Here is a 25,656-nt window from a genome sequence, read left to right as displayed (position 1 = left end):
CCAGACGCGATCGACACAGAGCATCTTGTCACTGTTCGGCCTGCGGGGTGCAAGCAGGTCCAGCGTTCGCGGACCGCACGGCGCGTACGGCGCAGATGCCCGCCCGCGCGGGTCGCCGCCCCGTATCGTGTGGCCATGGCGTGGTGGAAGCGGGGACGCAAGGGCCGGGGTCGTGGGCCCTCCGACGGACCCAACATGGCAGTCGACCAACGCGCCGTACGGGCGCACCTGGCCGACTTCGCGGCGACCCGTCGTGGGGTCGAGGCCTACGTCGAGCCGCCGACCAACGTCACCGCGACCACCGTCATCCTCATCGCGCACGACGGTGAGTGGACCCGCCGCGCGGCGGGCACGCGGCAGTCCGCCTTCGACCTGGCCGCGAGCCTGGGGGTGCCCGTGTACGACGTGCTGCAGACCGGGTACCCGAACCGCATGCGCGAGTGGAACTCGCGCCAGCGCAAGAAGGACTGACACCGCAGGCCGCTCGGCGGCGCAGGGCATATGTGCTGGTGCCCGCCCGTGACGAGGTGCGAGGCTGGAGGTCCGGCGGGTCCGCACGCGGCCCGCTCCGCACGAGGAGCAGGAGTCACCATGGCCAAGTCCGACGGCGCACGGTCGCAGGGGAGTGCCGGTCCCAGCGACGAGATGAAGCGCAAGTTCCGCGAGGCCCTGGACAAGAAGCGCTCGCACGCCGGCAAGGACGTCTCCGACGACCACGAGCACGGCAAGGTGGACCACGCCCAGGGCGCTGCCACCTCGGCGACGCAGCAGATGTTCCGCCGCAAGAGCGGCGGCTGAGCCGCACCGCCACGCACGGAGGGGCCCGTCCGACTCGGACGGGCCCCTCTGTGCGTCAGCGCCGGTGTGCGCTTCGCGCCTGCGTACTGTGCGTCAGCCGGCGTAGCCCTCGACCAGCGAGAGCAGCGTGCCGACGCCGAACCCGGTGCCGCCCTTGGGGGTGTAGCCCCACGGGGAGCCCTCGTTGAAGGAGGGGCCGGCGATGTCGACGTGTGCCCACGGCGTGCCCTCGGTGACGAACTCGCCGAGGAACAGGCCGGCCGTCAGCATGCCGCCCCAGCGCTCACCCTTGTGGGAGAGGTCGGCGACCGACGACTCGAGCTGCGGACGCAGGTCCTCCGGCAGCGGCATCGGCCAGGCGGTCTCACCGGCGGTGTCGGCGGCAGCCCGGACGCGGTCGCGGAAGGTGTCGTCGTTGGCCATGATCCCGGCGACGCGGGCGCCGAGGGCGACCATCTGGGCGCCGGTGAGGGTGGCGATGTCGACGATGGCGTCGGGGGCGGACTCGGCGGCGAGGCAGATGCCGTCACCGAGGACCATGCGGCCCTCGGCATCAGTGTCGATGACCTCCACGGTGGTGCCGTTGCGCATGGTGACGACGTCGCCGGGGCGCTGGGCCGAGCCGCTGGGCATGTTCTCGGCGAGGCACAGGTAGCCGGTGACGGCGACCGGCAGGCCGAGCTGGGCGGCGGCGAACACGGTGGCCGCCACGGCGGCGGCGCCGGCCATGTCCGACTTCATGCTCAGCATGGAGGCCGGCGGCTTGATGCAGAGGCCGCCGGAGTCGAAGGTGATGCCCTTGCCGACGAGGGCGACCGAGTGGGTGGCCTTGGCCGGGGCCCACGTCAGCGTGACGATGCGGGGCGGGCGCACCGAGCCCTGGCCGACCCCCACGATGCCGCCGAAGCCGCCCTTCTCGAGAGCCTTCTCGTCGAGCACCTTGACGGTGACCTTGGCCTTGCCGGCGCTGCTGCGCTCCTTGACCGAGTCGGCGAACGACTGCGGGAACAGCAGGTTGGGCGGGGTGTTGACGAGGTCGCGCGCGTAGGCCTTCGCGTCGGCGAGCACCGCGGCGCGGGTCGCGGCGGCCTTGACGGCCTTGTCCTTCGCCTGCCCGGTGACGACGGTGACGGCGCTGACGCCCTCGTCGGCGGCCTTGCCCTTGGCCGCCTTGTCCTTCGTGTCCTTGCCCGGGCCGCGCACCCCCGCGTAGCGGTAGGCCCCGAGGGCGGCGCCCTCGGCGACGGCGGCGACTGCCGCGACATCCTCCGAGGGCAGGGCGACGACGACCTTGGCGGCGTTCTTCAGTGAGCGCACGGCGGCACCGGCTGCGCGGCGCAGCACCTCGTCACCGACGCCGGCTCCGTCCGCGGCCGAGCCGAGCCCGGTGAGGACGACGCGGCTCGCCGCGACACCGGGGACGGCCGCGACCGTGAGGACCTCCTCGGCCTTGCCCGTGGCGTGGAGGGCGGCGAGCTGGGCCGAGAGGTGGCGCTCTGCGTCACTGGGCAGGCCGTGGCCGGCGGCCAAGGCGGCGGAGCGCTCGCCGGCGACCGTGCCGAGGACGAGGGCGTCCGCCTTGAGGTCGTGGGCGGCGCGGTCGGAAACGCTGACGGTGGTCACGTTCGCATCCTTCGAGGTGTGTGGGGTGGTCCCTGCTGCGCGCAGGATATCCGTGCCGTCGGGACGCTGCCCGCGGGGCGGTAGCGTTCGACCCATGAGCGACGCAGCCCTGAAGACCTCGCCCCTGCACGACCGGCACGTGGCCCTCGGGGCCAAGATGGCGGACTTCGGCGGCTGGGAGATGCCGATCGAGTACCCCGGCGGCGGCGTCGTCCGCGAGCACACCGCGGTCCGCACCTCCGTGGGGCTCTTCGACGTCTCGCACCTCGGCAAGGCGCGCGTGTCCGGCCCCGGCGCCCGTGACTTCGTCAACTCCTGCCTGGCCAACGACCTCGGGCGCATCCACGAGGGCAAGGCGCAGTACACGCTCTGCTGCGACGAGGACGGCGGTGTCGTCGACGACCTCATCGCCTACCTGCGCAGCGACGAGGACGTGTTCCTCATCCCCAACGCCGCCAACACCGCCGAGGTCGTGCGCCTGCTGTCCGCAGCCGCGCCCGAGGGCATCGTCGTCGAGGACCTGCACGAGTCCTACGGCGTCATCGCGGTGCAGGGCACGAAGTCCGACGAGGTGCTCGACGCCCTCGGCCTGCCGTCCGGCCACGAGTACATGTCGTTCGTCGAGACGGACTGGAACGGCCTGCCCGTCATCGTCTGCCGCACCGGCTACACCGGCGAGCGCGGCTACGAGCTCGTGCCGGCGTGGGACGTCGCGGGAGAGCTGTGGGACGCCCTCGTCGAGGCGGCGAAGCCCTACGACGGGCTGCCCTGCGGCCTCGGCGCCCGCGACACCCTGCGCACCGAGATGGGCTACGCCCTGCACGGCAACGAGCTGTCCCGCTCCATCACTCCCGTGCAGGCGCGGGTCGGCTGGGCGGTCGGCTGGAAGAAGGACACCTTCTGGGGCAAGGACGCCCTCGTCGCCGAGAAGGCAGCCGGCCCGGCCCGGGTGGCCTGGGGCCTGCTGGCCACCGGTCGCGGCATCCCGCGCGCCCACTGCGAGGTCAAGGTGGACGGCCAGGTCGTGGGCGAGGTGACGTCAGGGACCTTCAGCCCCACCCTGCGCAACGGCATCGCGCTCGCCCTGCTCGCGCCGTCGGTCGCCGAGGGCGACGAGGTCGTCATCGACGTGCGCGGCCGCGAGGTCCCGGCGACGGTGGTCAAGCCCCCGTTCGTCACCGTCGACGTGCGCGAGGGCTGAGGACCGGCGACCGGTATGGCGTCGCACTCCTACCGTGCGCAGGTGCGCTGGGAGGGCTCGACAGGTGCGGGGTACCGCGAGTACCCGCGCGCCCACTCGGCATCCGTGCCCCCGGCGCCTGAGGGCTTCGACCTGTCCGCGGACCCGCAGTTCCGCGGCGACGCCGACCTGCCCAACCCCGAGCAGCTGCTCGTCCTCGCGGCGTCGTCGTGCCAGCTCCTGTCGTTCCTCGCGGTCGCCGCGCGGGCCGCGGTCGACGTCGTGGGCTACGCCGATGACGCCTCGGGCGAGATGCCGCCGGACGCCAAGCCGCTGCGCATCACGCGCATCGTCCTGCGGCCGGTGGTGACGGTGCGCGGTGAGGTCGAGGTGGCGGTCGTCGAGCGGCTGCTCCACCAGGCCCACGAGGAGTGCTATGTCGCCAGCTCGCTGCGCTCGGAGGTCGTGCTGGAGCCCGAGGTCCGCCGCGCCTGAGGTGCAGTCCAGGGCCCGCCGGGTAGCCAGGGCGTCGACCGTGGGGCGTTGTCGGTGGTCGCGGCTAGCGTGACCGGGATGAGGTTCGGGTTCGTGGTGCCGTTCGCCGACGCGCGGGAGTTCGCCGAGCTCGCCACCCTCGGTGAGCAGCACGGGTGGGACGGCGTGTTCACGTGGGAGTCGCTGTACGGCGAGCACGCGTGGGTGACGCTGGGCGCCGCCGCGATGACCACGTCACGGATCCGGTTCGGGACCCTCCTCACCCCGGTCTCCCGCCACCGCCCGTGGGACCTCGCCTCGATGGTGAGCACGGTCGACCGGCTCAGCGGCGGCCGCGTGGTCATGTGCGCCGGGCTCGGCGCGCTGCACCCGGGCTGGACGCGGTTCGAGCCCGACGAGGGCCGGCGGGTGCGCGCGGAGAAGCTCGACGAGGGGCTGACGGTGCTCAGCGGCCTGCTCGGCGACGAGGAGTTCACCTTCGACGGGCGGCACTTCCCGGTGGGTCCGACCGGACCCGGTGGGCCGCCGGGCCCGCCGCCGCCGGTGCAGCGACCGCACCCTCCGGTCTGGGTCGTGGGCGCCTACCGTCGCGGCCGGACGCGGCAGCCCTCGCTGGAGCGTGCCGCCCGCTGGGACGGGCTGCTCGTGTCGGTCGTCGGTGACGAGCCGCTGGAGCCCGGGACGGCAGTCGACCTCGAGACCTACGGCCGGGTCGTGCAGACCGTCCGCGGCATCCGCGAGGACGCCGGCCTGTCCTGGGAGGGCTACGACGTCGTGGTGGAGGCAGACAGCTCAGGCGAGTTCGTGCAGCTCGAGGGCACGCCGGCCGACTGGCAGGAGGTCGGGGCGACGTGGTGGGTCGAGAGCTGGTGGAGCGTCACGCCGGGTCCCGAGGGGCTGGCTGAGGTGCGCCGTCGCGTCGAGGCCGGCCCGCCGAGTGGGCCCGGCTGACCCGGGGGTCAGGCCGGGGTGCGGCCTACGGCTGCCACGAGCCGGTCCACCGTGAGGTAGGGCAGCGGCCGGACGACTTTGGCCACCTGAGGGGCGAAGGCGGGGGAGTCGAGCAGGACCGTGGTGCTCGGGCCGTCGGCCACCAGCTCGCCCTCGGCGAGGACCGCCACCCGGGTCGCCACCTCCGCGGCCAGCTCCACGTCGTGCGTGGCCAGCACCACGGCGACCCCGCCCTTCGCGGCACGCCGCAGGAGCACCGCCAGCCGGCCCTTCGCGCCGTAGTCGAGCCCCCGGGTCGGCTCGTCCAGGAGCACGACCTCGACCTCCCCGGCGAGCACAGGGCCCAGGACCGTCGCGAGGACGAGGCACATCTGCTGGCCCTGCGACAGCTCGCTCGGGCGCCGGGCGTGGTCGAGGTCCGGGGAGAGGTCGCGCAGCACGTCCGCAGTGGTGCCGTGCGCGAGGGCGTGCTCGAGGTCCGCAGCGTCCAGTAGGTCGGAGACCGTGCGGTCTGGCGCCGTCTGGCGCAGGACCGCGCCGGGGTCCTGTGGCGACAGGGCCACCTGCACCGTGCGGCCGGTGCTGCTCGACGGGAGCGCGCGCACGCGACCCGTGGTGGGTCGCAGGCTGCCCGTCAGCGCGTGGAGCAGGGTCGACTTGCCGGCGCCGTTGCGCCCCATGAGCGCCACCACCTCACCGGGGGACACCGCGAGGTCGACGCCCCGCAGCGCCACGGCACCGTCGCGCACGACCCCGAGGCCGCTGGCGGAGATGACCGGCGTCCCGGATGCCGGCGTGCGTGCGGAAGGTGCCGATGCCGATGCCGATGCGGGTGCGGATCCTGACGCCCATGCGGCCGCGGCCGCCTCCAGGGTGGCGGGCAGGTCGCGTGCGGCGCGGCGGGCGTCCCTGACCGAGAGGGGCAGCGGGTCCCAGCCCAGCGCCCGGCCGAGGGCCACCAGCGGGGGGTGGATGCTCGAGACCGCCATCGCCTGCTCCGGTGAGAGCAGCGCGCTCGTGCCGTCACCGCCGACGAGCAGGACCGAGTCGGCGTGGTGGACGACCCGCTCGAGGCGGTGCTCGGAGAGCAGCACGGTGACGCCGACGTCGTGCACCAGCCGGTGGAGCGCAGCCAGGACGTCCTCGGCGGCGACCGGGTCCAAGGCAGACGTGGGCTCGTCGAGCACCAGGACGCGGGGACCTGCGACGAGGGCCGCAGCGATGGCGACGCGCTGCTGCTCGCCGCCGGAGAGCCGGTCGAGCGGGCGGGCGCGCAGGGGCGTCAGGGCGAGCAGGTCGAGGGCCTCCTCGACCCGCCGCCGACCGCCGTGCGCGTCGTGCGCGCCGGGCCGGACGTGGCGCGCGACCTCGCCCTCCACCGTGTCGGCGGCGAACACCGAGGCCGGGTCCTGCGGCACCCAGCCCACCAGCGCGGCGAGGGCACCGGCGTCCAGGTCACGAAGGTCCACACCGTCCACGAGCACCCGGCCGGACGTCATGCAACGGCGGGCGTGCTCGCCGTCGCCCAGGCACCGCAGCAGCGAGGTCTTGCCGGAGCCGGTGGGCCCGACGACCAGCACGAGCTCGCCCTCGGGGACCTCGAGGGTCAGGTCCCGCAGCGCCGGCCGCGCGCCGTACGCCACGCTCACCCGCTCGAGGACGATCACAACGTCGAACCGTCGCAGCCGGTCCCGCGGGTGTCAAAGCCGGCCGCGGGCCGAGGAGCGAGGCGACGGTCGGTGGCGCCGCCTACAGTGGCGCCATGAGCGATGCGTGGACGTGGACCTATCTCGACGCCGACGGACGGGAGATGTCGGGGGAGCAGCTCGTGACGACGGCGTTCCCGTCGCAGTCCGACGCCGAGAACTGGTTCGGGGAGACGTGGCACGAGCTCGGCGAGGCGGGCGTCGACGCCGTTGTGCTGCACCACGAGGGAAGCGTCGTCTACGGCCCGATGAGCCTGCGCGCCGCCGAGTAGGTCAGGCGGGGAACTCGCCGCGCTTGACGAGCACGCGCGGCATCCGCGAGCGGCGGATCTGGAAGCCTCGCATCACGGCGTACATGGCCAGCCCGCGACCCACCTTGTCGGCGCCGAACTTCGCGACGAGGCGCTGCTTGAGGCGGCGCCACATGAGCCACGAGTCGATCGCCGCGGCGAAGAGCAGGCCGTAGACGCCGATCGACACGGCGGCGAAGACCCACGGCAGCTTCAGGAACGACAGCGCCAGGACGACGATCATCACCGGGAGCATGATCTCGCCGAGGTTCCAGCGCGCGTCGACGTAGTCGCGGATGTAGCGGCGCACGGGGCCCTTGTCGCGGGCAGGCAGGTGCGCGTCGTCACCGGTCGCCATGGCCTGCCGCTGCAGCAGGGCCGCCTCCCGACGCTTGGCGCGGTCGAGGTTCTTGGCCTCCTTGCGGTCCGCGACGACGAGAGGACGCTTGCGAGCCGCCTCCTGGTCCCGGCGCTTGGGCGTGGGCCGGTTCTTGGCGCCCTCGCGGGGCGTGCGGTCGAGCGTGGAGGTCTGCTGCTCGTTGAGGGTCTTCTGGCGTCCGAACACGTGCCCACTGTATGCCGCGACGGCACCTTCCCCGGAATCGTCCGAGGAGGCACCCGTTAGGCTCCCCGCCGTGACCGACGACGTGCTCAGCCCCGACCAGGTTTCCGCCCTCAAGGCCACGGTGGCCGACCTCATGCCCGGCCTGCGCGCCGACCTCGAGGCGCTCACCCGGATCCCGAGCGTCAGCCTCGACGCCTTCGACCAGGCCCACGTGGAGGCCAGCGCGGAGGCGACCGCCGAGCTGCTGCGCGCCGAGGGCCTCCAGGTCGAGATCGTCCGCGAGGGTGGCCGACCCGCCGTCATCGGGCACATCGACGGGCCCGAGGGTGCCCCGACCGTGATGCTCTACGCCCACCACGACGTGCAGCCGCCCGGCGACGACAAGGACTGGGACAGCGCACCCTTCGAGCCGACCGAGCGCGACGGGCGGCTCTACGGCCGCGGTGCCGCCGACGACAAGGCCGGGATCATGGCCCACCTCGCCGCGCTGCGCGCCCACCGCGACCGGCTGCCCGTCGGCGTCACCGTCTTCGTCGAGGGCGAGGAGGAGATCGRCTCCGACTCCCTGCCGACGATCCTCGAGCGCCACGGCGAGAAGCTGCGCGCCGACGCCATCGTCCTGGCCGACTCGACCAACTGGGCCATCGGTGAGCCCGCCCTGACCACGACCCTGCGGGGCCTCATCCGCGTCGTCGTCACCGTCACGACCCTCGACCACGGCATCCACTCCGGCATGTTCGGCGGTGCCGTCCCCGACGCGGTCACGGCGCTGGTGCGCCTGCTCGCGACCCTGCACGACGACGCCGGCGACGTCGCCATCGCGGGCCTGCGCTCCGGTACGGCGAGCCAGCTCGACTTCGACGAGGCCCGCCTGCGCGAGGAGTCGGGGCTGCTCGACGGCGTCGAGGTCATCGGCACCGGCTCGCTGCTCGACCGCATCTGGGCGAAGCCGACCGCCACCGTCATCGGCATCGACGCACCGTCGGTCGCGAAGTCGTCCAACACCCTGGTGCCGACCGCGAGCGCGAAGGTCTCGATCCGGCTCGCCCCCGACGAGGACCCGATGGACGCCTATGCGGCGGTGCAGCGGCACGTCGAGGCCAACATCCAGTGGGGCGCCAAGGTCGAGGTGCACCTCGACGACCAGGGCTCGGGCTTCGCCGCGGACGCCGACGGACCGGTCTACGACCAGGCCCGCGCGGCGTTCACCGACGCCTGGGGCGTCGAGCCGGTCGACATCGGCGTGGGCGGCTCGATCCCGTTCGTCGCGGCGTTCGCCGAGAAGTTCCCGCAGGCCGCCATCCTCGTCACCGGCGTCGAGGACCCTGACACCCGCGCCCACGGTGCCAACGAGTCGCTCCACCTCGGCGAGTTCGAGAAGGTGTGCGCCGCCGAGGCGCTGCTCCTCGCCCGCCTGGGGGCCATGCCCCGCTGAGCCTGCCGCGCTGCGACCCGGGCACGGTCCGGTTAGGTTCGTGGCCATGGTGACCACCACGGCCAAGGGCTATGTCGAACCCTCGTACGAGCGCGACACCCGCTACATCGACGACCGCATCACCGTCTCCGGCGACGGCGAGCGCGAGTGGCCCGTGGAGGCCGGTCGCTACCGCCTCGTCGCGGCCCGGGCCTGTCCCTGGGCCAACCGCACCATCATCGTGCGGCGTCTGCTCGGGCTCGAGGACGCGATCTCCCTGGGGTTGTGCGGACCGACGCACGACGAGGACAGCTGGACGTTCGACCTCGACCCCGGCGGGGTGGACCCGGTGCTCGGGATCCCGCGGCTCAAGGACGCCTACGAGGCGCGTCAGCCGGGCTATCCCCGTGGCATCACGGTCCCCGCCCTCGTGGAGGTGGACAGCGGCGAGGTCGTCACCAACGACTTCGCCCAGATGACGCTGGACTTCTCCACGCAGTGGGGCGCCCACCACCGCGAGGGTGCGCCCGACCTCTACCCCGAGGACCTGCGCGAGGAGATGGACGAGGTGATGCAGCGCGTCTACACCGAGGTCAACAACGGGGTCTACCGCTGTGGCTTCGCGGGCACGCAGGAGGCCTACGACCAGGCGTACGACCGCCTCTTCACCGCGCTCGACTGGCTCGAGGACCGCCTCACCGACCGGCGCTACCTGATGGGTGGCTCCATCACCGAGGCCGATGTGCGGCTGTTCACGACCCTGGCGCGGTTCGACCCGGTCTACCACGGCCACTTCAAGTCCAACCGGTCCAAGCTCAGCGAGATGCCGGTGCTGTGGGCCTACGCCCGGGACCTGTTCCAGACGCCCGGGTTCGGCGACACCACCGACTTCGCGCAGATCAAGCGGCACTACTACGTGGTCCACCACGACATCAACCCGACCGGCATCGTCCCGGCCGGCCCCGACCTGTCCGGCTGGCTGACCGAGCACGGGCGCGAGGCCCTGGGCGGTCGACCGTTCGGTGGCGGCACCCCGCCGGGGCCGGTGCGCGAGGGGGAGGCCGTCGCTTCCGAGGGCCGGCCGTGAGCGGCCGCGCCCATGACGTCGTGGTCTACGGCGCCACGGGTTTCGTCGGACGCCTGCTGGCCGAGTACCTCGCCGAGCACGCTCCCTCCGGCACCCGCATCGCCCTGGCCGGTCGTTCCCGCACCCGGCTCGAGGAGGCCAGGCGCGGGCTCCCCGCGGCCGCCGGTGACTGGCCCGTCCTGGTGGCCGACGCCACGGACGAGGCGGCACTGGAGGAGCTGGCCGCCTCGACCACCGTCGTCGCGACGACCGTCGGCCCCTACCTCCGGTACGGCCTCCCGCTGGCCCTGGCGTGTGCCCGGACGGGCACCCACTACGCGGACCTCACGGGCGAGGTGCTGTTCGTGCGCAGGGTCATCGACGCCTGCGACGACCTCGCCCGCAGCACCGGTGCGCGCATCGTCACGGCCTGCGGCTACGACTCGGTCCCCTCGGACCTGGGAGTCCACCTGCTGCACCAGCGGGCCCGCCACGACGCCGCCGGGGCCCTGCTCGACACCACCCTGCACGCGAGGGCCAGGGGAGGGCTGAGCGGTGGCACCATCGACTCCTCCAGGGCCCAGGTCGAGGCCGTCGAGGCCGACCGTCGCGCACTGAAGGTGCTGTTCGACCCGTACGCCCTGAGCCCCGAACGCGCTGCCGAGCCCGACCTGGGCAAGGAGCGTGACGTCACGACCGTCTTCGAGGACGCGCAGACCGGTGACTGGGTCGGGCCGTTCGTCATGGCGGCGTTCAACTCGCGAATCGTCAGGCGCAGCAACGCCCTTCGCGGCCACGCGTACGGGCGCCGCTTCCGCTACCGGGAGGTGAACGCCTTCGGTCGGGGTGCCCGTGGCCACCGCCGCGCCCTCGTGCAGAGCGCCGCACTGGGTCTGGCGATGAAGGCCATGGCCGACCCGCGCACGCGTCCCCTCGTCGACCGCCTAGCCCCGTCGCCCGGCCAGGGGCCGAGCGAGCAGACCCGGCGCACCGGGTGGTTCTCGATGACCCTGCGCACCACCACCGAGACCGGGCGCCGCTACGTCGCCACCGTGCGCGCCCAGGGCGACCCCGGGTATGCCGCGACGGCGGTCATGCTGGGGGAGTCGGCGCTCGCGCTGGCGCTCGACGGCGACCGGCTGCCGGCCGCCGCAGGGGTCCTCACCCCGGCGACCGCCATCGGCGACGTGTTGGTCGAACGTCTGCGCGCACGTGACTTCGCACTCACCGTGGAGGAGCTGCCCACCGCCTGACCTGCTCAGACGCGGCCACGCCGCCGCACCGCCGCGCGGTGCGTGTCAGGGCGCCGGCTGCCGGACCGATAGGGTGGGAGCACCGGCCCGCACAGTTCTGCCTCGGGCCGTGGCTTGTGATCATGCTCTTGCGCTGCGAACCCAGTGTCGGGTCGCGCCGGGCGGAACACCCCTTTGACTGTTCTGGAGTACCCACCTGTGTCTGTCGACACCACCTTCCCGAGCCTCGGCGTCCCCGACGCCCTGGCCACCGTCCTCGCCGCCCGCGGCATCACGGTTCCCACCCCCATCCAGGCCGCGACGCTGCCCGACTCCCTCGCGGGCCGGGACGTCCTCGGCCGCGGCCGGACCGGTTCCGGCAAGACCTACGCCTTCGTGCTGCCCCTGCTGGCGCGCCTCGCCGCAGGCCGGACGGCCCGGCAGCCGAGGCGCCCCCGTGCGCTCGTGCTGGCGCCGACCCGTGAGCTCGTCACCCAGATCCAGGCCGCCATGGCGCCGCTGGCCGAGCCGCTCGGAATCACCTCGCTGACGATCTTCGGTGGTGTCGGCCAGAACCCCCAGGTCGCTGCCCTGCGCAAGGGTGTCGACGTCGTGCTCGCCTGCCCGGGACGCCTCGAGGACCTGCTCCAGCAAGGCGCGCTCACCCTCGACGGGGTCGAGGTGACGGTCCTCGACGAGGCCGACCACATGGCCGACCTGGGCTTCCTGCCCGGCGTCAAGCGGATCATGGACAAGACGCCCAAGCAGGGGCAGCGGCTGCTGTTCTCGGCCACCCTCGACGCCGGCATCGACGTCATCGTCAAGCGTTACCTGTCCAATCCCGTGACGCACCAAGCTGATTCGGCCCAGTCGCCGGTCGCGACCATGGCGCACCACATCTTCCACGTGCACCGCGACGCGCGGCTCGACGTGCTGCTCGACCTCACCTCCGCCCCGGGGCGCAAGGTCGTGTTCACCCGCACCAAGCACGGTGCCAAGAAGCTGGCCAAGCAGCTCAACGCCTCCGGTGTGCCGGCCGTGGAGCTGCACGGCAACCTCGGCCAGGGCGCCCGCGACCGCAACATGGCGGCGTTCCACGAGGGCAAGGCGTCCACGCTGGTCGCCACCGACATCGCCGCGCGGGGAATCCACGTGGACGACGTCTCCCTGGTCATCCACGCCGACCCGCCGGTCGAGCACAAGGCCTATCTGCACCGCTCCGGTCGCACCGCCCGCGCCGGCAACGACGGCACCGTCATCACCCTGATGACCGACGACCAGGTCGCCGACGTGCGCATGCTGACCAGCAAGGCCGGCATCAAGGCCAGGACCACGCGCCTCGGCGTCGGCCACCCCATGCTCCTCGAGGTCGCCCCGGGCGAGCGGGTCGCCACCGGCGGTCTGACCCTGGTCGCGCCGGCCCAGCCGTCCGGCTCGGGTCGCTCCGGCGGCGGGCAGTCACGACGCGGCGGTTCCGGGCGCTCCGGTGGTCAGGGCGGCGGCGGACGGCGCTCTGGAGCCCAGGGCTCCGGCGGGCAGGGCCCGGGCCGGACCTCCGGGTCCAAGGCAGCAGGCGCCGGTCGGTCCGGCTCCGCGACGTCGGGAGCCAAGACCCCGGGAGCCAAGACCTCCGGCGGGCAGCGTTCCGGCGGGCAGCGTTCCGGCGGTCGCGCTCTGGGTGGCTCCACCACCGCGTACTCCACGTCCACGGGCTCCGGCTCGTCCGGCGGCGCCGCCGCGTTCTCCGCGGGCAGCCGCGCAGGCACCCGCCGAGGACGCTGAACCACGCCGTACGGGGGCGCTGAACCGCGCCGTACGAGGACGCGGTCCCCGACACCGCACCGTCCTGGACGCGGCGGTCCCCGTCACCGCACCGCCCCCGCGGGCGGTGACGGGGACAGCCCCCCGTGGCAGGTGCCGCGGCCGGGATGAGTCGGCCGGACCCGCCCCCCGAACGTGACGCCTCCTCGGACAGCTCGAGACCGGTGTGCACGGGTGGCGGGGAGCCTCGTGCCGCCCGTACAGGTCACCCAGTCTGGGCCTGCTGCACGGCGGCTGCCTCCCGCATCCGGACTAGTCCGCCACGGCGCGGCTCGACGGCTCAGCAGCCCTCCGGGGCTCAGCAGGCCACCGGCGGCTCAGTCCTTCGAGGTCTCCCCGGGCAGGGCGAGCATCTGGTCCAGCGCCACGCGGGCGTGGTGCGCGACCTCGGGGTCGACCCGGATCGGGTTGACCACCCGACCCTCGACGAGGGACTCCAGGGTCCACACAAGGTGCGGCAGGTCGATGCGGTTCATCGTCGAGCAGTAGCAGACGTTCTTCTCGAGGAAGGCGATCCTCTGCTTCGGGAACATCGCGCCGAGGCGCCGCACGAGGTTGAGCTCGGTACCGACGACCCAGGACGTGCCGTCTGGGGCGGCCGCGATGGTCTTGATGATCTTCTCCGTGGAGCCGACCTCGTCGGCCGCCTCGACGACCTCGTGGCGGCACTCGGGGTGCACGATGACCTTGACGTCCGGGATCTCCCGCCGTGCCTGCTCGACGGCCTCGAGCGAGAACCGCCCGTGCACCGAGCAGTGCCCGCGCCACAGGATCATCGTCGCGGCCTCGAGCTCTGCCCGGGTCAGCCCGCCCATCGGGCGGTGCGGGTCGAACACCACGCAGCCGTCGAGCGATCCGCCGAGGTCGCGCACGAACGTGTTGCGCCCGAGGTGCTGGTCGGGCAGGAACAGCACCTTGCCGCCCTCGCCGGCCTGCTCCAGGGCCCAGGTCAGGGCCGTCCTGGCGTTGGATGACGTGCAGATGGTGCCGCCGTGGCGCCCGGTGAACGCCTTGATCGCGGCGGAGGAGTTCATGTAGGTCACCGGCACGGTCCGGTCGGCGACGCCCGCCTCGACGAGGTCGTCCCACGCGTCCTCGACCTGCCGGATCGCTGCCATGTCGGCCATGGAGCACCCTGCGGCGAGGTCGGGGAGGATGACCGTCTGGTCGTCGCCGGTGAGGATGTCGGCCGACTCGGCCATGAAGTGCACGCCGCAGAACACGATGTACGGCGCGGTCGGCCGGGCCGCAGCGTCCTTGGCCAGCTTGAAGGAGTCGCCGGTGACGTCGGCGAACTCGATGACCTCGTCGCGCTGGTAGTGGTGCCCGAGGACGAACACGCGGTCGCCGAGGGCCGCCTTCGCCGCGCGGGCGCGGGCGACCAGGTCCGGGTCGGACGCGGCGGGGAGCTCGCCGGGGCACTCGACCCCGCGCTCGGTGTGCAGCTCACGCCCCCGGCCCAGCACGAGCAGGGGCAGCGGCGTGGCGGGGGAGGCGTCCGTGGTGGTGCTCACGCGGGCATCGTATGCCGTGCCGGCAGTGGTCCCGTCCCGCCGTCTCCGGGGATGGTCACAGCCGGCGTCCAGCACGCTCCCAGCCACCTGTCGCACCGTGGGGGACCGGGGCACCGGAGAGCCTCCCGGCACGTGCCGGGGCCGGGGCCGGGGCCCCGATCGGAGGTCGTCGGTGGCACTCACGTCCACAGGGCTGCTGGTGGTGCTCGGCCTGCTGGCGCTCGCGGTGTTCGCGGCGCTGGTGCTCGGGCGCCCACGGCTGCGCCGCCGGGGTGCGCAGATGGCGACGCGCGCCGTCTCCGTGCTCGTCCTCAACGTCCTCGTCCTCTCGCTCGCCGGAGCCGCCCTCAACGACCAGTTCGGCTTCTACGTGAGCTGGTCGGACCTGGCCGGCGCGCGCTCGCCGGTCACGGTCACCCACCACGGCGCCTCGGCCAGGAAGGCCGCCACCGCCGCGCTGGGGCACGGGGTGGACGTGGGCGGTGCGTTCTCCGCGGCCACCCTCGCCGCGGGCCGCATCCAGCACCTCGACGTCGTGGGGACCCACAGCGGGGTGCACGCCCCGGTCAGCGTGCTCCTCCCCGCCGGCTACTCCGCGTCGTCCAGCACGCGGTACCCCGTGATCGAGGCACTGCACGGGTTCCCCGGCAGCAGCACCTCCTGGCTCACCGGGATGCGGGTCCAGCAGGCCCTCGACGGGCTCGTCGCGTCGCGCACCATCCGGCCGTCGATCGTCGTGATGCCGCAGATCAACATCCCGGGCAACATCGACGCCGAGTGCGTCAACGGCCCGCGCGGGACGCCGCAGGTGGAGACGTGGCTCGCCAAGGACGTCCCGGAGTACGTCGCCGGCCACTTCCGCGTCGACACCCGACGGTCGTCCTGGGCCGTCGCGGGCTACTCCGAGGGCGGGTGGTGCGCCGCCATGGTGGGGCTGCGGCACCCCGACGTCTTCGGCGGCGACATCGTGTTCAGCGGGTCGTTCCAGCCCGAGTTCACCCGGGCGTACCGGCCGTTCGGAACCACCACGCCGGCCCGGTACGACCTCATCCGGCTGGCGCGGACCGCGCCGCCGCCCCTGGCCATGTGGGTCCAGTCCGCGAAGCCGGACGGCTACTCCTACCCGCAGACGGCGCGGTTCCTCAAGGCGGTGCGGGCGCCGCTGTCGGTGACGACCGACCTGCTCAAGACCGGGGGACACCGTGAACCCCTGTGGGCGGCCGAGCTGCCGACCGCGCTCACCTGGCTGGCGCACAACGTCCCGGGGTTCGCGGCGTGACCCGGGCGGCGGTGGGCGGGAGGCGGCCTAGAGGGGGTGGATCTTGGTGCTGTTGAGCGCCACGCTGACGGTGCTCTGCCCGAACCGGACCTCCATGCGGTCACCGGTGATCCGGAGCACGGAACCCAGTCCGTGACGGTCGTGGGTGACCCTGTCGTTGACCGCGAAGTCGTGCAGCTCGGGGGTCGGCTGGGCCTGGAACGGGCTGTTCTTCAGGACGGGTTTCTTGGCGGGCTGACGGGGGCGCATTGGTCCAGTCTCCTCCACTTCGGCCGGGTCTGGTGACGCGAGGGGTGCCTGATTCGTCTTGCTCGACCCTGGCGACACCCCTGGTCCGGCAGGCGCCAGGGAGTGGCGAGGCGCTGTACGCGCCGCTGACCTGCGCAAACGTCCGGAAAGCAGCCCTTGCCGGGCGTCCGCGGCCCTCGCGGCACCCGGCTCCCACCGGCCGGTGGAAGGATGGGCGCGTGCACGTCGTCATCGCCCCGGACTGCTTCACCGGCACCCTCACCGCCCAGCAGGCCGCGCAGGCCATGGCCGACGGCTGGGCCCAGACCGCACCGCAGGACCTGCTGACCCTGCTGCCCCTGTCGGACGGCGGCCCGGGCTTCCTCGACGTGCTGGGCTCGGCGCTCCCGGAGGCGCAGACCCTGGCCGTGACCGTCGCCGACCCCCTGGGTCGGGAGGTGCCCGCCGCCGTGCTCGTGGTCGAGGACGGCGCGCGACGCACCGCGTACGTCGAGTCCGCCCAGTCCGCCGGGCTCCACCTGCTCGACGCGGGCGAGCGCAACCCCGCCCTGACCAGCACGTGGGGAGTGGGCCAGCTGCTCGAGGCGGCGCTGTCCATGGGGGCCACGCGCATCGTCGTGGGGCTGGGCGGCAGCGCCACCAACGACGGGGGAGCAGGGCTGCTCGGGGCGCTGGGCGTCGGCCGGCCCGAGGACCTGGCCCGGGGCGGGCTCCAGCTCGGCGACCTGCGCGACGACGCACTGTCCGGTCTGGACTCGGTGCGGGAGCGGTTCGCCGGCGTGGAGCTGGTGCTGGCCAGCGACGTCGAGTCGCCGCTGCTCGGCCTGCAGGGCGCCTCGGCGGTGTTCGCGCCGCAGAAGGGGGCCTCGCCCGAGCTCGCGCAGGCCCTCGAGGGCGCGCTGGGCAGGTACGTCGAGGTGGTGCGCCGCAGCCTTCCCGAGACGACCGACCTGCTCACGGGCAAGCCGGTGCGCCTGGACAAGCAGCCGGGCGCCGGCGCGGCGGGCGGGCTCGGCTACGCGCTCTACCTGCTGGGCGGCCGACGCGTGAGCGGGGTGGGGGAGGTGCTGTCCGCGGTGGGGTTCCGCGACCTGCTGGCGGCCGCCGACCTGGTCGTCACCGGCGAGGGCAGCTTCGACTGGCAGAGCCTGCAGGGGAAGGTCGTGGCGGGCGTCGCCGCGGTGGCCCTCGAGACCGCGACGCCGAGCATCGTCATCGCCGGCCAGACCCTCGTGGGCCGCCGTGAGGCGATGACCCTGGGGCTGTCGGGCACCTATGCCGTGGCCACGTCACGCGAGCAGGTCGAGGCGGCCATGGCCGACCCGGTCGGCACGCTGGCGGCGCGCACCGCCCGCGTCGCGGCCACCTGGTCCCCCCAGCGGTAGGCACGACGTACAGTGGTGTGCGCGGGGGAACATTCCCCGCACCCCGTGGGTTGGCACCGATGGTCAGCCGACCCCCGACCACCGACATGAAGGACGCATCACGATGAGTGTTCAGGACCAGACCGCTCCGGCCAGCACCACGGCTCCGGCCGAGGCCGCCGAGACGACCCACGGCGTCCTCCTCTCCGACGTCGCCGCCGCCAAGGTCAAGTCCCTGCTCGAGCAGGAGGGTCGCGACGACCTCCGGCTGCGTGTGGGTGTGCAGCCCGGTGGCTGCTCCGGCTTGATCTACCAGCTCTACTTCGACGAGCGCACCCTCGACGGTGACCTCGTCCGTGACTTCGACGGTGTCGAGGTCGTCGTCGACCGCATGAGCTCCCCCTACCTCGAGGGCGCCAGCATCGACTTCGCCGACACCATCGAGAAGCAGGGCTTCACGATCGACAACCCCAACGCCGGCAGCTCCTGCGCCTGCGGCGACTCGTTCAGCTGAGCCACCGCGGCGCCTGCCGCACCTCGAAGGGCCCCACCGCGCGGTGGGGCCCTTCGTCGTGTCCGCGGTACGGCGCGCGCCCAGCCGGCCTCGCCGGGGCGGCCATGCCCGGTCAGCGGTACTCGGGGTTGGGGTGCTCGGGGTTGGGGTGCTCGGGGAAGTCGAAGCGCGCCCCGGCGTCCCACTCGGTGCGCTGGTTGCCGCCGACGGGGAACCCGCCCGCCGCCTTGAACATGGCGGCGAGGTGCATGAGGTTCCACGTCATGAAGGTGGTGTTGCGCTGGGTGAACTCGTTCTCCGGGCCTCCGCTGCCGGGGTCGAGGTACGAAGGCCCGGGACCCGCCTCGCCGATCCACCCCGCGTCGGCGCCCGGCGGGATGCTGAACCCGATGTGCTGCAGGCTGTAGAGGATGTTGGACGCACAGTGCTTGATGCCGTCCTCGTTGCCGGTGATGACCGCGCCACCGACCTTGCCGTAGTAGACGTACTGCCCCGCGGCGTTGGTCATCGAGGAGCCGGCGTACAACCGCTCGATCACCTTCTTGGTCACCGAGGAGTTGTCGCCGAGCCAGATGGGGCCGGCGAGCACGAGGATGTCGGCGTCGAGGATGCGGGCGAACAGCAGGGGCCACTCGTCGCGGTCCCACCCGTGCTCGGTCATGTCGAGGTAGACGCCGGTGGCGATGTCGTGGTCGATCGCCCGGACGACCTCCACCTCGACACCGTGGCTGGTCATGATCGCCGCACTGTTGTCGATGATGCCCTGGGTGTTGCTCTGCTCGGGAGAGCGCTTGAGCGTGCAGTTGACGAACATGGCGCGCAGTCCGGAGAAGTCGTGCTCGAGGTCGGTCATGGCCAAATGCTCCTCCCGCCGCCGCACCTCGGCAACGCCCACCGCGCCGACCGGGTAGGTTGCCGGACGTGCAGATAGCCATCACCGGGTCCATCGCCACCGACCACCTCATGACCTTCAAGGGCAGGTTCCGCGACTCGCTGGTCGTCGAGCAGCTCGACAAGGTGTCGCTGTCGTTCCTCGCCGACGACCTCGAGGTCCGCAGGGGAGGCGTGGCCGCCAACATCGCGTTCGGCATGGCCAACCTCGGGCAGCGCCCGATCCTGGTCGGCGCGGTCGGTGAGGACTTCGCCGACTACCGCAGCTGGCTGGAGCGCAACGGCGTCGACTGCACCTCGGTCCACGTCTCGGACTCCAAGCACACCGCCCGCTTCGTCTGCACCACCGACGAGGACATGGCCCAGATCGCGACCTTCTACGCCGGCGCCATGAGCGAGGCCCGCGCCATCGAGCTCGGGCCCATCGCCGACCGGGTGGGCGGCCTGGACCTCGTGGTCATCGGGGCCAACGACCCCGAGGCGATGCTCCGCCACACCCGCGAGTGCCGTTCGCGGGGCATCCCGTTCGCGGCCGACCCGAGCCAGCAGCTCGCGTTCGCCGACGGCGAGACCATCCGCCAGCTCATCGACGGCGCCGACTACCTGCTGACCAACGAGTACGAGGCGGCGCTGACCTCCCAGAAGACGGGGTGGAGCGCGGAGGAGATCGCCGACCGCGTCACCACCCGCGTCACGACCAAGGGCAAGGACGGCGTGGTCATCGAGCGCCGGGGCGAGGAGCCGGTCGAGGTGCACGTCGCCCGCGAGGTCCGTCGCGCCGACCCGACGGGTGTGGGCGACGCCTTCCGCGCCGGGTTCCTCACTGGCCTCGCTGCCGACCTCGGGCTGCGGCACGCGGCCGAGCTCGGGTCGATGCTGGCCACCTACGTCATCGAGACGGTGGGCACGCAGGAGTACACCCTCGGCAAGGCGAGCTTCCTGCAGCGCCTCGCCGACGCCTACGGCCAGTCCTCCGCCGACGCCATCGAGCCCCACATCGCCTGCGTGGCGCCCTGACCCGTGAGGGACCCCATCGAACCGCTCCCGACGTCGTGGGAGTTCGACCTGACGGAGGTCGAGGCCGGGGAGGACCTGGTCGCGGTCGGGGGTGACCTGCGCGCCGGCACGTTGCTCGAGGCCTACCGCAGCGGGGTCTTCCCCATGGGTCTCGGCGAGCACGGCGCCCGGCCGCTGGGCTGGTGGTCGCCGGACCCCCGCGGTGTCCTGCTGCCCGGGGCGGCTCACGCGAGCCGCTCGCTGCGCCGGTCCCTGCGCCACTTCGAGACGCGGGTCGACACCGCCTTCGACGAGGTGCTCGCCGCGTGCGCCGACCCCACCCGCGACGGTCGCTGGATCACGCCTGAGATCGTCGACGCCTACACCGAGCTGCACGCCCTGGGCTGGGCCCACAGCATCGAGACCTGGCGCGACGGCGAGCTCGTGGGAGGGCTCTACGGCCTCGCGGTCGGTGGCCTGTTCGCGGGGGAGTCGATGTTCCACCGGGAGACCGATGCGTCCAAGGCCGCGGTGCTGGCCATGGCGGGCTTCGTCTTCGCCGACGGCGACCCGCGCCGGATCATCGACGTGCAGTGGGCCACCGACCACCTGCGCACCCTCGGCATCGTCTCGATACCCCGCGAGGACTACCTCGAGCGGCTCGACGCCGCCCTGGACCTCGCGCCGCCCACCTTCACGGCCTGAGGGCGGGGCGGTCCGGAGCGGTCAGCGCCGCCCGGAGCGGTCAGGGCGGCGCGGTCACCCTGACGCGGTACGCCGCGTAGCTGTTTCCGTCGTCGGCCGTGACCGACCGCGCGCCGAGGTAGTCCTGTCCGCGCATGCGGCACCACGCAGGGACGTCCGCGGCGGCCGCCGCGTCCGTGGCCCACACCTCCACGACGGTGCCGGGGGAGGCGTCGCGGGCGTGCTGGGCGAGGCGGATGACCGGTACGGGGCAGGCTAGCCCTCGGGCGTCCACGACCTCGACGTCGCGCTCGTGCGCTGCCGCCGTGCCCGGACCGGTGCCGCTCACAGGTGCTCGGCCCCCAGCTCGGCGCGGACAGCGGCCACCGCGGGCGCCACCTGCGCGGCGAAGGCGCGGACGTCCTCGGCTCGGTGCGGCGCCACGGAGGCGAGCGGCAGGGTCACGCGGACGTTGCCGTGCGTCAGGGCGCCCATGGCGGCCAGCACGTGGCTCGGCTCCAGCGTGCTGGAGGTGCACGCGGACCCCGAGGCGACCGCGAAGCCGCGCCGGTCCAGCTCGCGCACCAGCGCCTCCCCGTCGGCGTACAGCGCGGAGAAGGTCACGACGTGGGGGAGGCGGTCCTGCGGGTCGCCCACCACCTCGACGTCCGGCACCGCGGCTGCGGCCTCGCGGACGAGGTCGACCAGGGCGCGTGCCTGCGCCGCGTCGGCCTCCCGGTCGGATGCCGTCTGCTGCCACGCCTCGGCGGCGGCGAGGGCGAGCGGCACCCACGGGTGGTGGCGTGAGGGGCCGTTGAGCCCGGCGTCGGGGTCGACCGGTCCGGGGCGCAGCCACCGGGTGCGCGAGGGCACCACGAGCACGCCCACACCGCCGGGGCCGCCCCAGGACAGGGCGTCACCGGCGAGGACGTCGTAGTCGACGGGCGGTGCCACCCGGCCGAGGGACGACTGGGCGTCGACGGCCAGCGGCACACCGGCGGCGCGACAGGCCTCGAGCGCCGCCCCGAGGGGCTGGATCGTGCCGACCTCACCGTTGGCGTGCTGCAGGAAGGCGGCGACGGTCCCGGGCAGCGAGACGGCAGTGGACCAGGCCTTGAGGTCGACCCGGCCGAGGTGGTCCACGGCCACCTCTTCGACGAGGTCGGCGTCGCCGGCGAGGGCCGCCGCGTGGCGCGCCGGGACAAGCACCGCGGAGTGCTCGACCGCCGAGGCGACCACGCGAGCCCCCCGGCGGCGGGCGGCGTGCGTGAGGCCCTGCGCCATCCAGCGCACGGCGGTGGGCCCGTCCGGGGCGAAGGCGACCTCCTCGGCCCGCACGCCCAGGCCCTCGGCGAGGACGGCCCTCGCGTCGTCGAGCAGCCGGCGGGCCGTGCGTCCCTCCCGGTGGAGCCGGCGCGGGTCGGCCCAGCCGGCGTCGACCGCGGCGGCGAGCGTCTCCCGGGCCACCGGGTGCATCGGGCCGGGGGAGGCGTCGAGCAGGACGCGACGACCGCCCTCACCGGCTCGTGCACGACCGCCGTCGACGGCACCCCTTCGGGCGCCGTCGGCAGGGCCTGCCGAGGCGCTGCCGGGGGCACCCTCGGAGGCGTCGCCGGGGCCGTCGGGATGGGGGTTCGCCACACCCCGACGTTAGCCGCACCCTGCCCGGACGAGCCGCATGGGCTGGAGTAGGGTTTGCGCTTGATGGCCCATCACTGTTTCGAAGAAGGTGCACCGTTGCGTCAGCACGACGTCTCTGCGCCGCGCCCTCACCGGCGGCGGTCCGTTAGCAGGAGATCCACCACGGCCCTCGGCCTGGCGGTCGTCGCCCTCGCCCTGTCCGGCTGTGCCGGCCGGGTCCAGGACGGCTTCCTCCCGCGTGCCGCCAGCGAGAACGGCGAGCACGTCACCCGGCTGTGGAACGGCGCCTGGATCGCCGCCCTCGCCGTGGGTGTGCTCGTCTGGGGCCTCATCCTGTGGTGCGTCGTGGCCTACCGCCGCAAGAAGGACGACACCACCCTCCCGGTGCAGCTGCGCTACAACGTGCCGATGGAGATCCTCTACACGGTCGTCCCGGTCTTCATGATCGCGGTGCTCTTCTACTACACCGCCCGTGACGAGGCCACGCTGCTCGACACCTCCAAGCACCCCGACGTCGTGGTCAACGTCGTCGGCAAGAAGTGGAGCTGGGACTTCAACTACGTCAACGAGCAGACCTACGAGACCGGCACCCAGGCCGAGCTCACGGGCCAGCCCGGTGCCGAGAAGGACCTCCCCACGCTCTACCTGCCGGTCAACAAGCGCACCGAGTTCGTGCTCACCGCGCGCGACGTCATCCACTCCTTCTGGGTGCCGGCGTTCCTGCAGAAGCTGGACATGATCCCGGGCCGGGTCAACCGGTTCCAGGTCGTCCCGACCGAGATCGGCGAGTTCAAGGGCAAGTGCGCCGAGCTGTGCGGCGCATACCACTCGCAGATGCTCTTCAACGTCAAGGTCGTGTCGCAGGCCGACTACGAGGCGCACATCTCCCAGCTGAAGGCCGCAGGCAACGACGGCCAGCTGGACAACAGCCTCAGCACCAAGAAGGTCATGCCCAACCAGCAGGACATCCTCAAGGACTCAGGGACCAAGTGATGGCAGCCGCAACCGAGTCGACCTCGACCTACTTCCGCTCGACGGAGGCCACCGCGACCCGCCGGCTCACCAAGGGCCAGACGGTCGTGAAGTGGATCACGACGACCGACCACAAGGTCATCGGCAACCTCTACTTCATCACCTCCTTCATCTTCTTCATGTTCGGCGGTGTGCTCGCGCTGCTGATCCGCGCCGAGCTGTTCCAGCCGGGCCTGCAGATCGTGGACAACCCCGAGCAGTACAACCAGCTGTTCACCATGCACGGCACGATCATGCTGCTGCTGTTCGCGACGCCCCTGTTCGCCGGCTTCGCCAACGCCCTCATGCCGATCCAGATCGGCGCGCCCGACGTGGCGTTCCCGCGGCTCAACATGTTCGCCTACTGGCTCTACCTCTTCGGTGGCCTCATCGCCTCGGCCGGCTTCCTGACCCCGAGCGGTGCCGCGTCCTTCGGCTGGTTCGCCTACGCGCCGCTGTCCGACGCGTCCAACAGCCCCGGCCTCGGTGGCGACCTGTGGGTCTTCGGCCTCGCGCTCGGTGGTTTCGGCACGATCCTCGGCGCCGTCAACTTCATCACCACGATCATCTGCATGCGCGCGCCCGGCATGACGATGTTCCGGATGCCGATCTTCACCTGGACCATCCTCATCACCTCCCTGCTGGTGCTGATGGCCTTCCCGGTGCTCGCCTCCGCGCTCCTGGCGCTCGGCGCGGACCGCAAGTTCGGTGCCCACGTGTTCGACCCCAGCAACGGTGGGCCCATGCTGTGGCAACACCTGTTCTGGTTCTTCGGGCACCCAGAGGTCTACATCATCGCCCTGCCGTTCTTCGGCATCATCTCCGAGATCCTGCCGGTGTTCTCGCGCAAGCCGATCTTCGGCTACAAGACCCTGGTCTTCGCCACCATCGGCATCGCGGCCCTGTCGGTCACCGTCTGGGCGCACCACATGTACGCCACCGGTCAGGTGCTCCTGCCCTTCTTCTCGGTCATGACGATGTTGATCGCCGTGCCCACCGGTGTGAAGTTCTTCAACTGGATCGGCACGATGTGGGGCGGCAAGCTCTCGTTCGAGACGCCGATGCTCTGGGCGATCGGCTTCCTCGTGACGTTCCTGTTCGGCGGCCTGACGGGCATCATCCTGTCCAGCCCCGCCCTGGACTTCCACCTCTCCGACAGCTACTTCGTCGTCGCCCACTTCCACTACGTCGTGTTCGGCACCGTGGTGTTCGCGATGTTCGCCGGGTTCTACTTCTGGTGGCCGAAGTTCACCGGGCGCATGCTCGACGAGACGCTCGGCAAGATCCACTTCTGGATGCTGTTCATCGGCTTCCACACCACGTTCCTCATCCAGCACGTGCTGGGTGTCGACGGCATGCCGCGCCGCTACGCCGACTACCTGCCCGAGGACGGCTTCACCTGGGAGAACCAGGTGTCGACCTACGGCTCGTTCCTGCTGGCCGCCTCGACGCTGCCCTTCCTCTACAACGTGTGGAAGACGTGGCGCACGGCCCCGCTCGTGGAGACCGGCGACCCGTGGGGCTACGGCGCCTCGCTGGAGTGGGCGACCTCCTGCCCGCCGCCGCGGCACAACTTCGACACCATCCCGCGCATCCGCTCGGAGCGTCCGGCGTTCGACCTGCACCACCCGGAGGCAGCTCCCGGGGGTGGGCTCCAGGCCGACCCCGACACGCTGACGCGGATCATCGGCCCCGCCGAGGTGTCCGAGGACGAGCACGGCCACCGCACCGGTGAGTACGACCAGGACCTGCACCCCCGGTTCCACGAGGAGCGCGACTGACCATGAAGATCGAGTACAAGCTCTTCGTCATCCTCGCTGCCTTCTTCGCGCCGGTGGGCCTGGCCTACGGCATCTTCACCCACTGGAAGGAGCCCGTCGGCCCCGCCGGCCTGTTCCTCTCCTCCGGGCTCGGGATCATGGTGGCCTTCTACCTGTGGGCCACCGCCCGCCGGCTCCCCGAGCGCCCCGAGGACAACCCCAGTGGTGAGATCGCCGAGCAGGAGGGCGAGTACGGCTTCTTCAGCCCGCACTCCTGGTGGCCGCTGCCCCTGGCCGCCGGTGCCGCGGTGTGCTTCCTCGGTGTCGCCGTCGGGTGGTGGCTGTTCATCATCGGTGCCGCCTTCGGCGTCGTGGCGCTCGTCGGCTGGACGTTCGAGTACTTCAAGGGCCCGCACGCAGTCTGAGCGCAGCCTGAACGACAGGCGTCCCACCGCACGGCGGCGAGGGCGCCTGTCGGCGTTGGGGGCCGGCCGGCAGCGTACGATGGGCACGCGGTCCGCGGGGTGGACCGTGAACCGCCAACCTGACGGAGTCCCCAGGCGTCTGTCCAGGTGTGGGTGCTCCACGGCACGTGCCGTACCGCGCCCACGG

General features: G+C 72.6%; 26 protein-coding genes. 18 read left to right on the top strand and 8 right to left on the bottom strand.

The features are described from left to right. Positions 1-195: 195 nt before the first annotated feature. The gene (locus AB4Z02_RS13720) at positions 196-471 is read left to right on the top strand and encodes a hypothetical protein (RefSeq protein ID WP_235531454.1); all 276 of its coding nucleotides are present in this window, start codon (positions 196-198) and stop codon (positions 469-471) included. 120 nt (positions 472-591) lie between these two features. Beyond that, positions 592-798 (top strand): DUF5302 domain-containing protein, encoded by a 207-nt coding sequence (locus AB4Z02_RS13715; RefSeq protein ID WP_441971575.1) that lies wholly within the window; start codon positions 592-594, stop codon positions 796-798. Between the two features lie 93 nt (positions 799-891). Here AB4Z02_RS13715 and AB4Z02_RS13710 read toward each other — a convergent pair whose 3' ends face one another. Continuing rightward, positions 892-2,421, bottom strand: coding sequence for a leucyl aminopeptidase (locus AB4Z02_RS13710; protein WP_441971573.1), 1,530 nt, complete (start codon positions 2,419-2,421; stop codon positions 892-894). A 94-nt stretch (positions 2,422-2,515) separates the two neighbouring features. Here AB4Z02_RS13710 and gcvT point away from each other — a divergent pair, with 94 nt between their 5' ends. The 3 genes from gcvT (at position 2,516) to AB4Z02_RS13695 (ending at position 5,047) form a co-directional block, all read left to right on the top strand. Further along, a complete protein-coding gene (gcvT, locus tag AB4Z02_RS13705; RefSeq protein WP_056883917.1) occupies positions 2,516-3,622 on the top strand; it encodes a glycine cleavage system aminomethyltransferase GcvT in 1,107 nt (368 codons plus the stop codon). A 15-nt stretch (positions 3,623-3,637) separates the two neighbouring features. After that, positions 3,638-4,096 (top strand): OsmC family protein, encoded by a 459-nt coding sequence (locus AB4Z02_RS13700; RefSeq protein ID WP_056883918.1) that lies wholly within the window; start codon positions 3,638-3,640, stop codon positions 4,094-4,096. 78 nt (positions 4,097-4,174) lie between these two features. After that, on the top strand, positions 4,175-5,047 hold the full coding sequence (locus AB4Z02_RS13695) for an LLM class flavin-dependent oxidoreductase (RefSeq protein ID WP_441971571.1): 873 nt from the start codon (positions 4,175-4,177) through the stop codon (positions 5,045-5,047). A gap of 8 nt (positions 5,048-5,055) precedes the next feature. On the opposite strand, the gene AB4Z02_RS13690 is transcribed toward AB4Z02_RS13695, so the two are convergent. Beyond that, entirely contained in the window at positions 5,056-6,714 is a 1,659-nt protein-coding gene (locus tag AB4Z02_RS13690) for an ABC transporter ATP-binding protein (protein WP_441971569.1), read from the bottom strand. A gap of 95 nt (positions 6,715-6,809) precedes the next feature. On the opposite strand from AB4Z02_RS13690, the gene AB4Z02_RS13685 reads away from it, so the two are divergent. Beyond that, positions 6,810-7,025, top strand: a complete 216-nt coding sequence (locus AB4Z02_RS13685; protein WP_056883921.1) for a hypothetical protein — start codon at positions 6,810-6,812, stop codon at positions 7,023-7,025. A 1-nt stretch (position 7,026) separates the two neighbouring features. Here AB4Z02_RS13685 and AB4Z02_RS13680 read toward each other — a convergent pair whose 3' ends face one another. Continuing rightward, positions 7,027-7,608 carry a DUF3043 domain-containing protein gene (locus AB4Z02_RS13680; RefSeq protein WP_056883922.1) on the bottom strand — a complete coding sequence of 194 codons (582 nt, stop codon included), beginning with the start codon at positions 7,606-7,608 and terminating at the stop codon, positions 7,027-7,029. Between the two features lie 70 nt (positions 7,609-7,678). On the opposite strand from AB4Z02_RS13680, the gene AB4Z02_RS13675 reads away from it, so the two are divergent. The 4 genes from AB4Z02_RS13675 (at position 7,679) to AB4Z02_RS13660 (ending at position 13,102) form a co-directional block, all read left to right on the top strand. Continuing rightward, positions 7,679-9,043, top strand: coding sequence for a dipeptidase (locus AB4Z02_RS13675; RefSeq protein ID WP_441971568.1), 1,365 nt, complete (start codon positions 7,679-7,681; stop codon positions 9,041-9,043). 46 nt (positions 9,044-9,089) lie between these two features. Further along, positions 9,090-10,109: a glutathione S-transferase family protein gene (locus AB4Z02_RS13670; protein WP_441971567.1), complete on the top strand. Its 1,020-nt coding sequence runs from the start codon at positions 9,090-9,092 to the stop codon at positions 10,107-10,109. Continuing rightward, the gene (locus tag AB4Z02_RS13665) at positions 10,106-11,341 is read left to right on the top strand and encodes a saccharopine dehydrogenase family protein (protein WP_441971566.1); all 1,236 of its coding nucleotides are present in this window, start codon (positions 10,106-10,108) and stop codon (positions 11,339-11,341) included. The genes AB4Z02_RS13670 and AB4Z02_RS13665 overlap by 4 nt, the downstream gene beginning before the upstream one ends. A gap of 198 nt (positions 11,342-11,539) precedes the next feature. Next, entirely contained in the window at positions 11,540-13,102 is a 1,563-nt protein-coding gene (locus AB4Z02_RS13660) for a DEAD/DEAH box helicase (protein ID WP_441971564.1), read from the top strand. A 356-nt stretch (positions 13,103-13,458) separates the two neighbouring features. Here AB4Z02_RS13660 and nadA read toward each other — a convergent pair whose 3' ends face one another. Beyond that, positions 13,459-14,655, bottom strand: coding sequence for a quinolinate synthase NadA (gene nadA / locus AB4Z02_RS13655; RefSeq protein WP_441971562.1), 1,197 nt, complete (start codon positions 14,653-14,655; stop codon positions 13,459-13,461). 172 nt (positions 14,656-14,827) lie between these two features. On the opposite strand from nadA, the gene AB4Z02_RS13650 reads away from it, so the two are divergent. Further along, on the top strand, positions 14,828-15,934 hold the full coding sequence (locus AB4Z02_RS13650; protein ID WP_441971561.1) for an alpha/beta hydrolase: 1,107 nt from the start codon (positions 14,828-14,830) through the stop codon (positions 15,932-15,934). Positions 15,935-15,961: 27 nt separating this feature from the next. Here AB4Z02_RS13650 and AB4Z02_RS13645 read toward each other — a convergent pair whose 3' ends face one another. Next, on the bottom strand, positions 15,962-16,183 hold the full coding sequence (locus AB4Z02_RS13645; RefSeq protein ID WP_441971559.1) for a hypothetical protein: 222 nt from the start codon (positions 16,181-16,183) through the stop codon (positions 15,962-15,964). Positions 16,184-16,401: 218 nt separating this feature from the next. Between AB4Z02_RS13645 and AB4Z02_RS13640 the strand changes: the two genes are divergently transcribed. Together AB4Z02_RS13640 and AB4Z02_RS13635 are read left to right on the top strand one after the other, a co-directional pair. After that, positions 16,402-17,568: a glycerate kinase family protein gene (locus AB4Z02_RS13640; RefSeq protein WP_441971557.1), complete on the top strand. Its 1,167-nt coding sequence runs from the start codon at positions 16,402-16,404 to the stop codon at positions 17,566-17,568. A 103-nt stretch (positions 17,569-17,671) separates the two neighbouring features. After that, the gene (locus tag AB4Z02_RS13635; RefSeq protein WP_441971555.1) at positions 17,672-18,061 is read left to right on the top strand and encodes a HesB/IscA family protein; all 390 of its coding nucleotides are present in this window, start codon (positions 17,672-17,674) and stop codon (positions 18,059-18,061) included. Between the two features lie 112 nt (positions 18,062-18,173). On the opposite strand, the gene AB4Z02_RS13630 is transcribed toward AB4Z02_RS13635, so the two are convergent. Beyond that, entirely contained in the window at positions 18,174-18,914 is a 741-nt protein-coding gene (locus AB4Z02_RS13630) for a flavodoxin family protein (RefSeq protein ID WP_056883932.1), read from the bottom strand. 68 nt (positions 18,915-18,982) lie between these two features. On the opposite strand from AB4Z02_RS13630, the gene AB4Z02_RS13625 reads away from it, so the two are divergent. Both AB4Z02_RS13625 and aat read left to right on the top strand, forming a co-directional pair. Then, complete coding sequence (locus tag AB4Z02_RS13625) at positions 18,983-19,969, top strand: carbohydrate kinase family protein (protein ID WP_056883933.1); 987 nt, start codon at positions 18,983-18,985, stop codon at positions 19,967-19,969. Between the two features lie 3 nt (positions 19,970-19,972). Then, complete coding sequence (gene aat, locus AB4Z02_RS13620) at positions 19,973-20,653, top strand: leucyl/phenylalanyl-tRNA--protein transferase (protein WP_441971554.1); 681 nt, start codon at positions 19,973-19,975, stop codon at positions 20,651-20,653. 40 nt (positions 20,654-20,693) lie between these two features. Here the strand turns inward: aat and AB4Z02_RS13615 are convergent, their stop codons facing one another. Together AB4Z02_RS13615 and AB4Z02_RS13610 are read right to left on the bottom strand one after the other, a co-directional pair. Continuing rightward, positions 20,694-20,981, bottom strand: coding sequence for a sulfurtransferase TusA family protein (locus AB4Z02_RS13615; RefSeq protein ID WP_056883935.1), 288 nt, complete (start codon positions 20,979-20,981; stop codon positions 20,694-20,696). Then, the gene (locus tag AB4Z02_RS13610) at positions 20,978-22,273 is read right to left on the bottom strand and encodes a cysteine desulfurase family protein (protein ID WP_441971552.1); all 1,296 of its coding nucleotides are present in this window, start codon (positions 22,271-22,273) and stop codon (positions 20,978-20,980) included. The genes AB4Z02_RS13615 and AB4Z02_RS13610 overlap by 4 nt, the downstream gene beginning before the upstream one ends. Before the next feature lie 96 nt (positions 22,274-22,369). Here AB4Z02_RS13610 and ctaC point away from each other — a divergent pair, with 96 nt between their 5' ends. From ctaC to AB4Z02_RS13595, 3 genes are read left to right on the top strand one after another with little or no spacing between them, the layout of a single operon-like run. Beyond that, positions 22,370-23,266, top strand: a complete 897-nt coding sequence (ctaC, locus tag AB4Z02_RS13605) for an aa3-type cytochrome oxidase subunit II (RefSeq protein ID WP_441971551.1) — start codon at positions 22,370-22,372, stop codon at positions 23,264-23,266. Beyond that, the gene (gene ctaD / locus AB4Z02_RS13600; RefSeq protein WP_056883937.1) at positions 23,266-25,065 is read left to right on the top strand and encodes an aa3-type cytochrome oxidase subunit I; all 1,800 of its coding nucleotides are present in this window, start codon (positions 23,266-23,268) and stop codon (positions 25,063-25,065) included. The genes ctaC and ctaD overlap by 1 nt, the downstream gene beginning before the upstream one ends. Positions 25,066-25,067: 2 nt before the next feature. After that, the gene (locus AB4Z02_RS13595) at positions 25,068-25,469 is read left to right on the top strand and encodes a cytochrome c oxidase subunit 4 (RefSeq protein WP_056883938.1); all 402 of its coding nucleotides are present in this window, start codon (positions 25,068-25,070) and stop codon (positions 25,467-25,469) included. Positions 25,470-25,656 lie beyond the last annotated feature (187 nt).

This window comes from Pedococcus sp. 2YAF34, assembly GCF_052114585.1.
In the GTDB taxonomy this organism is placed as follows: domain Bacteria; phylum Actinomycetota; class Actinomycetes; order Actinomycetales; family Dermatophilaceae; genus Pedococcus.
The sequence above is the reverse complement of the archived record's forward strand: the minus strand, read 5'-3'. Positions and strand labels throughout refer to the sequence as shown.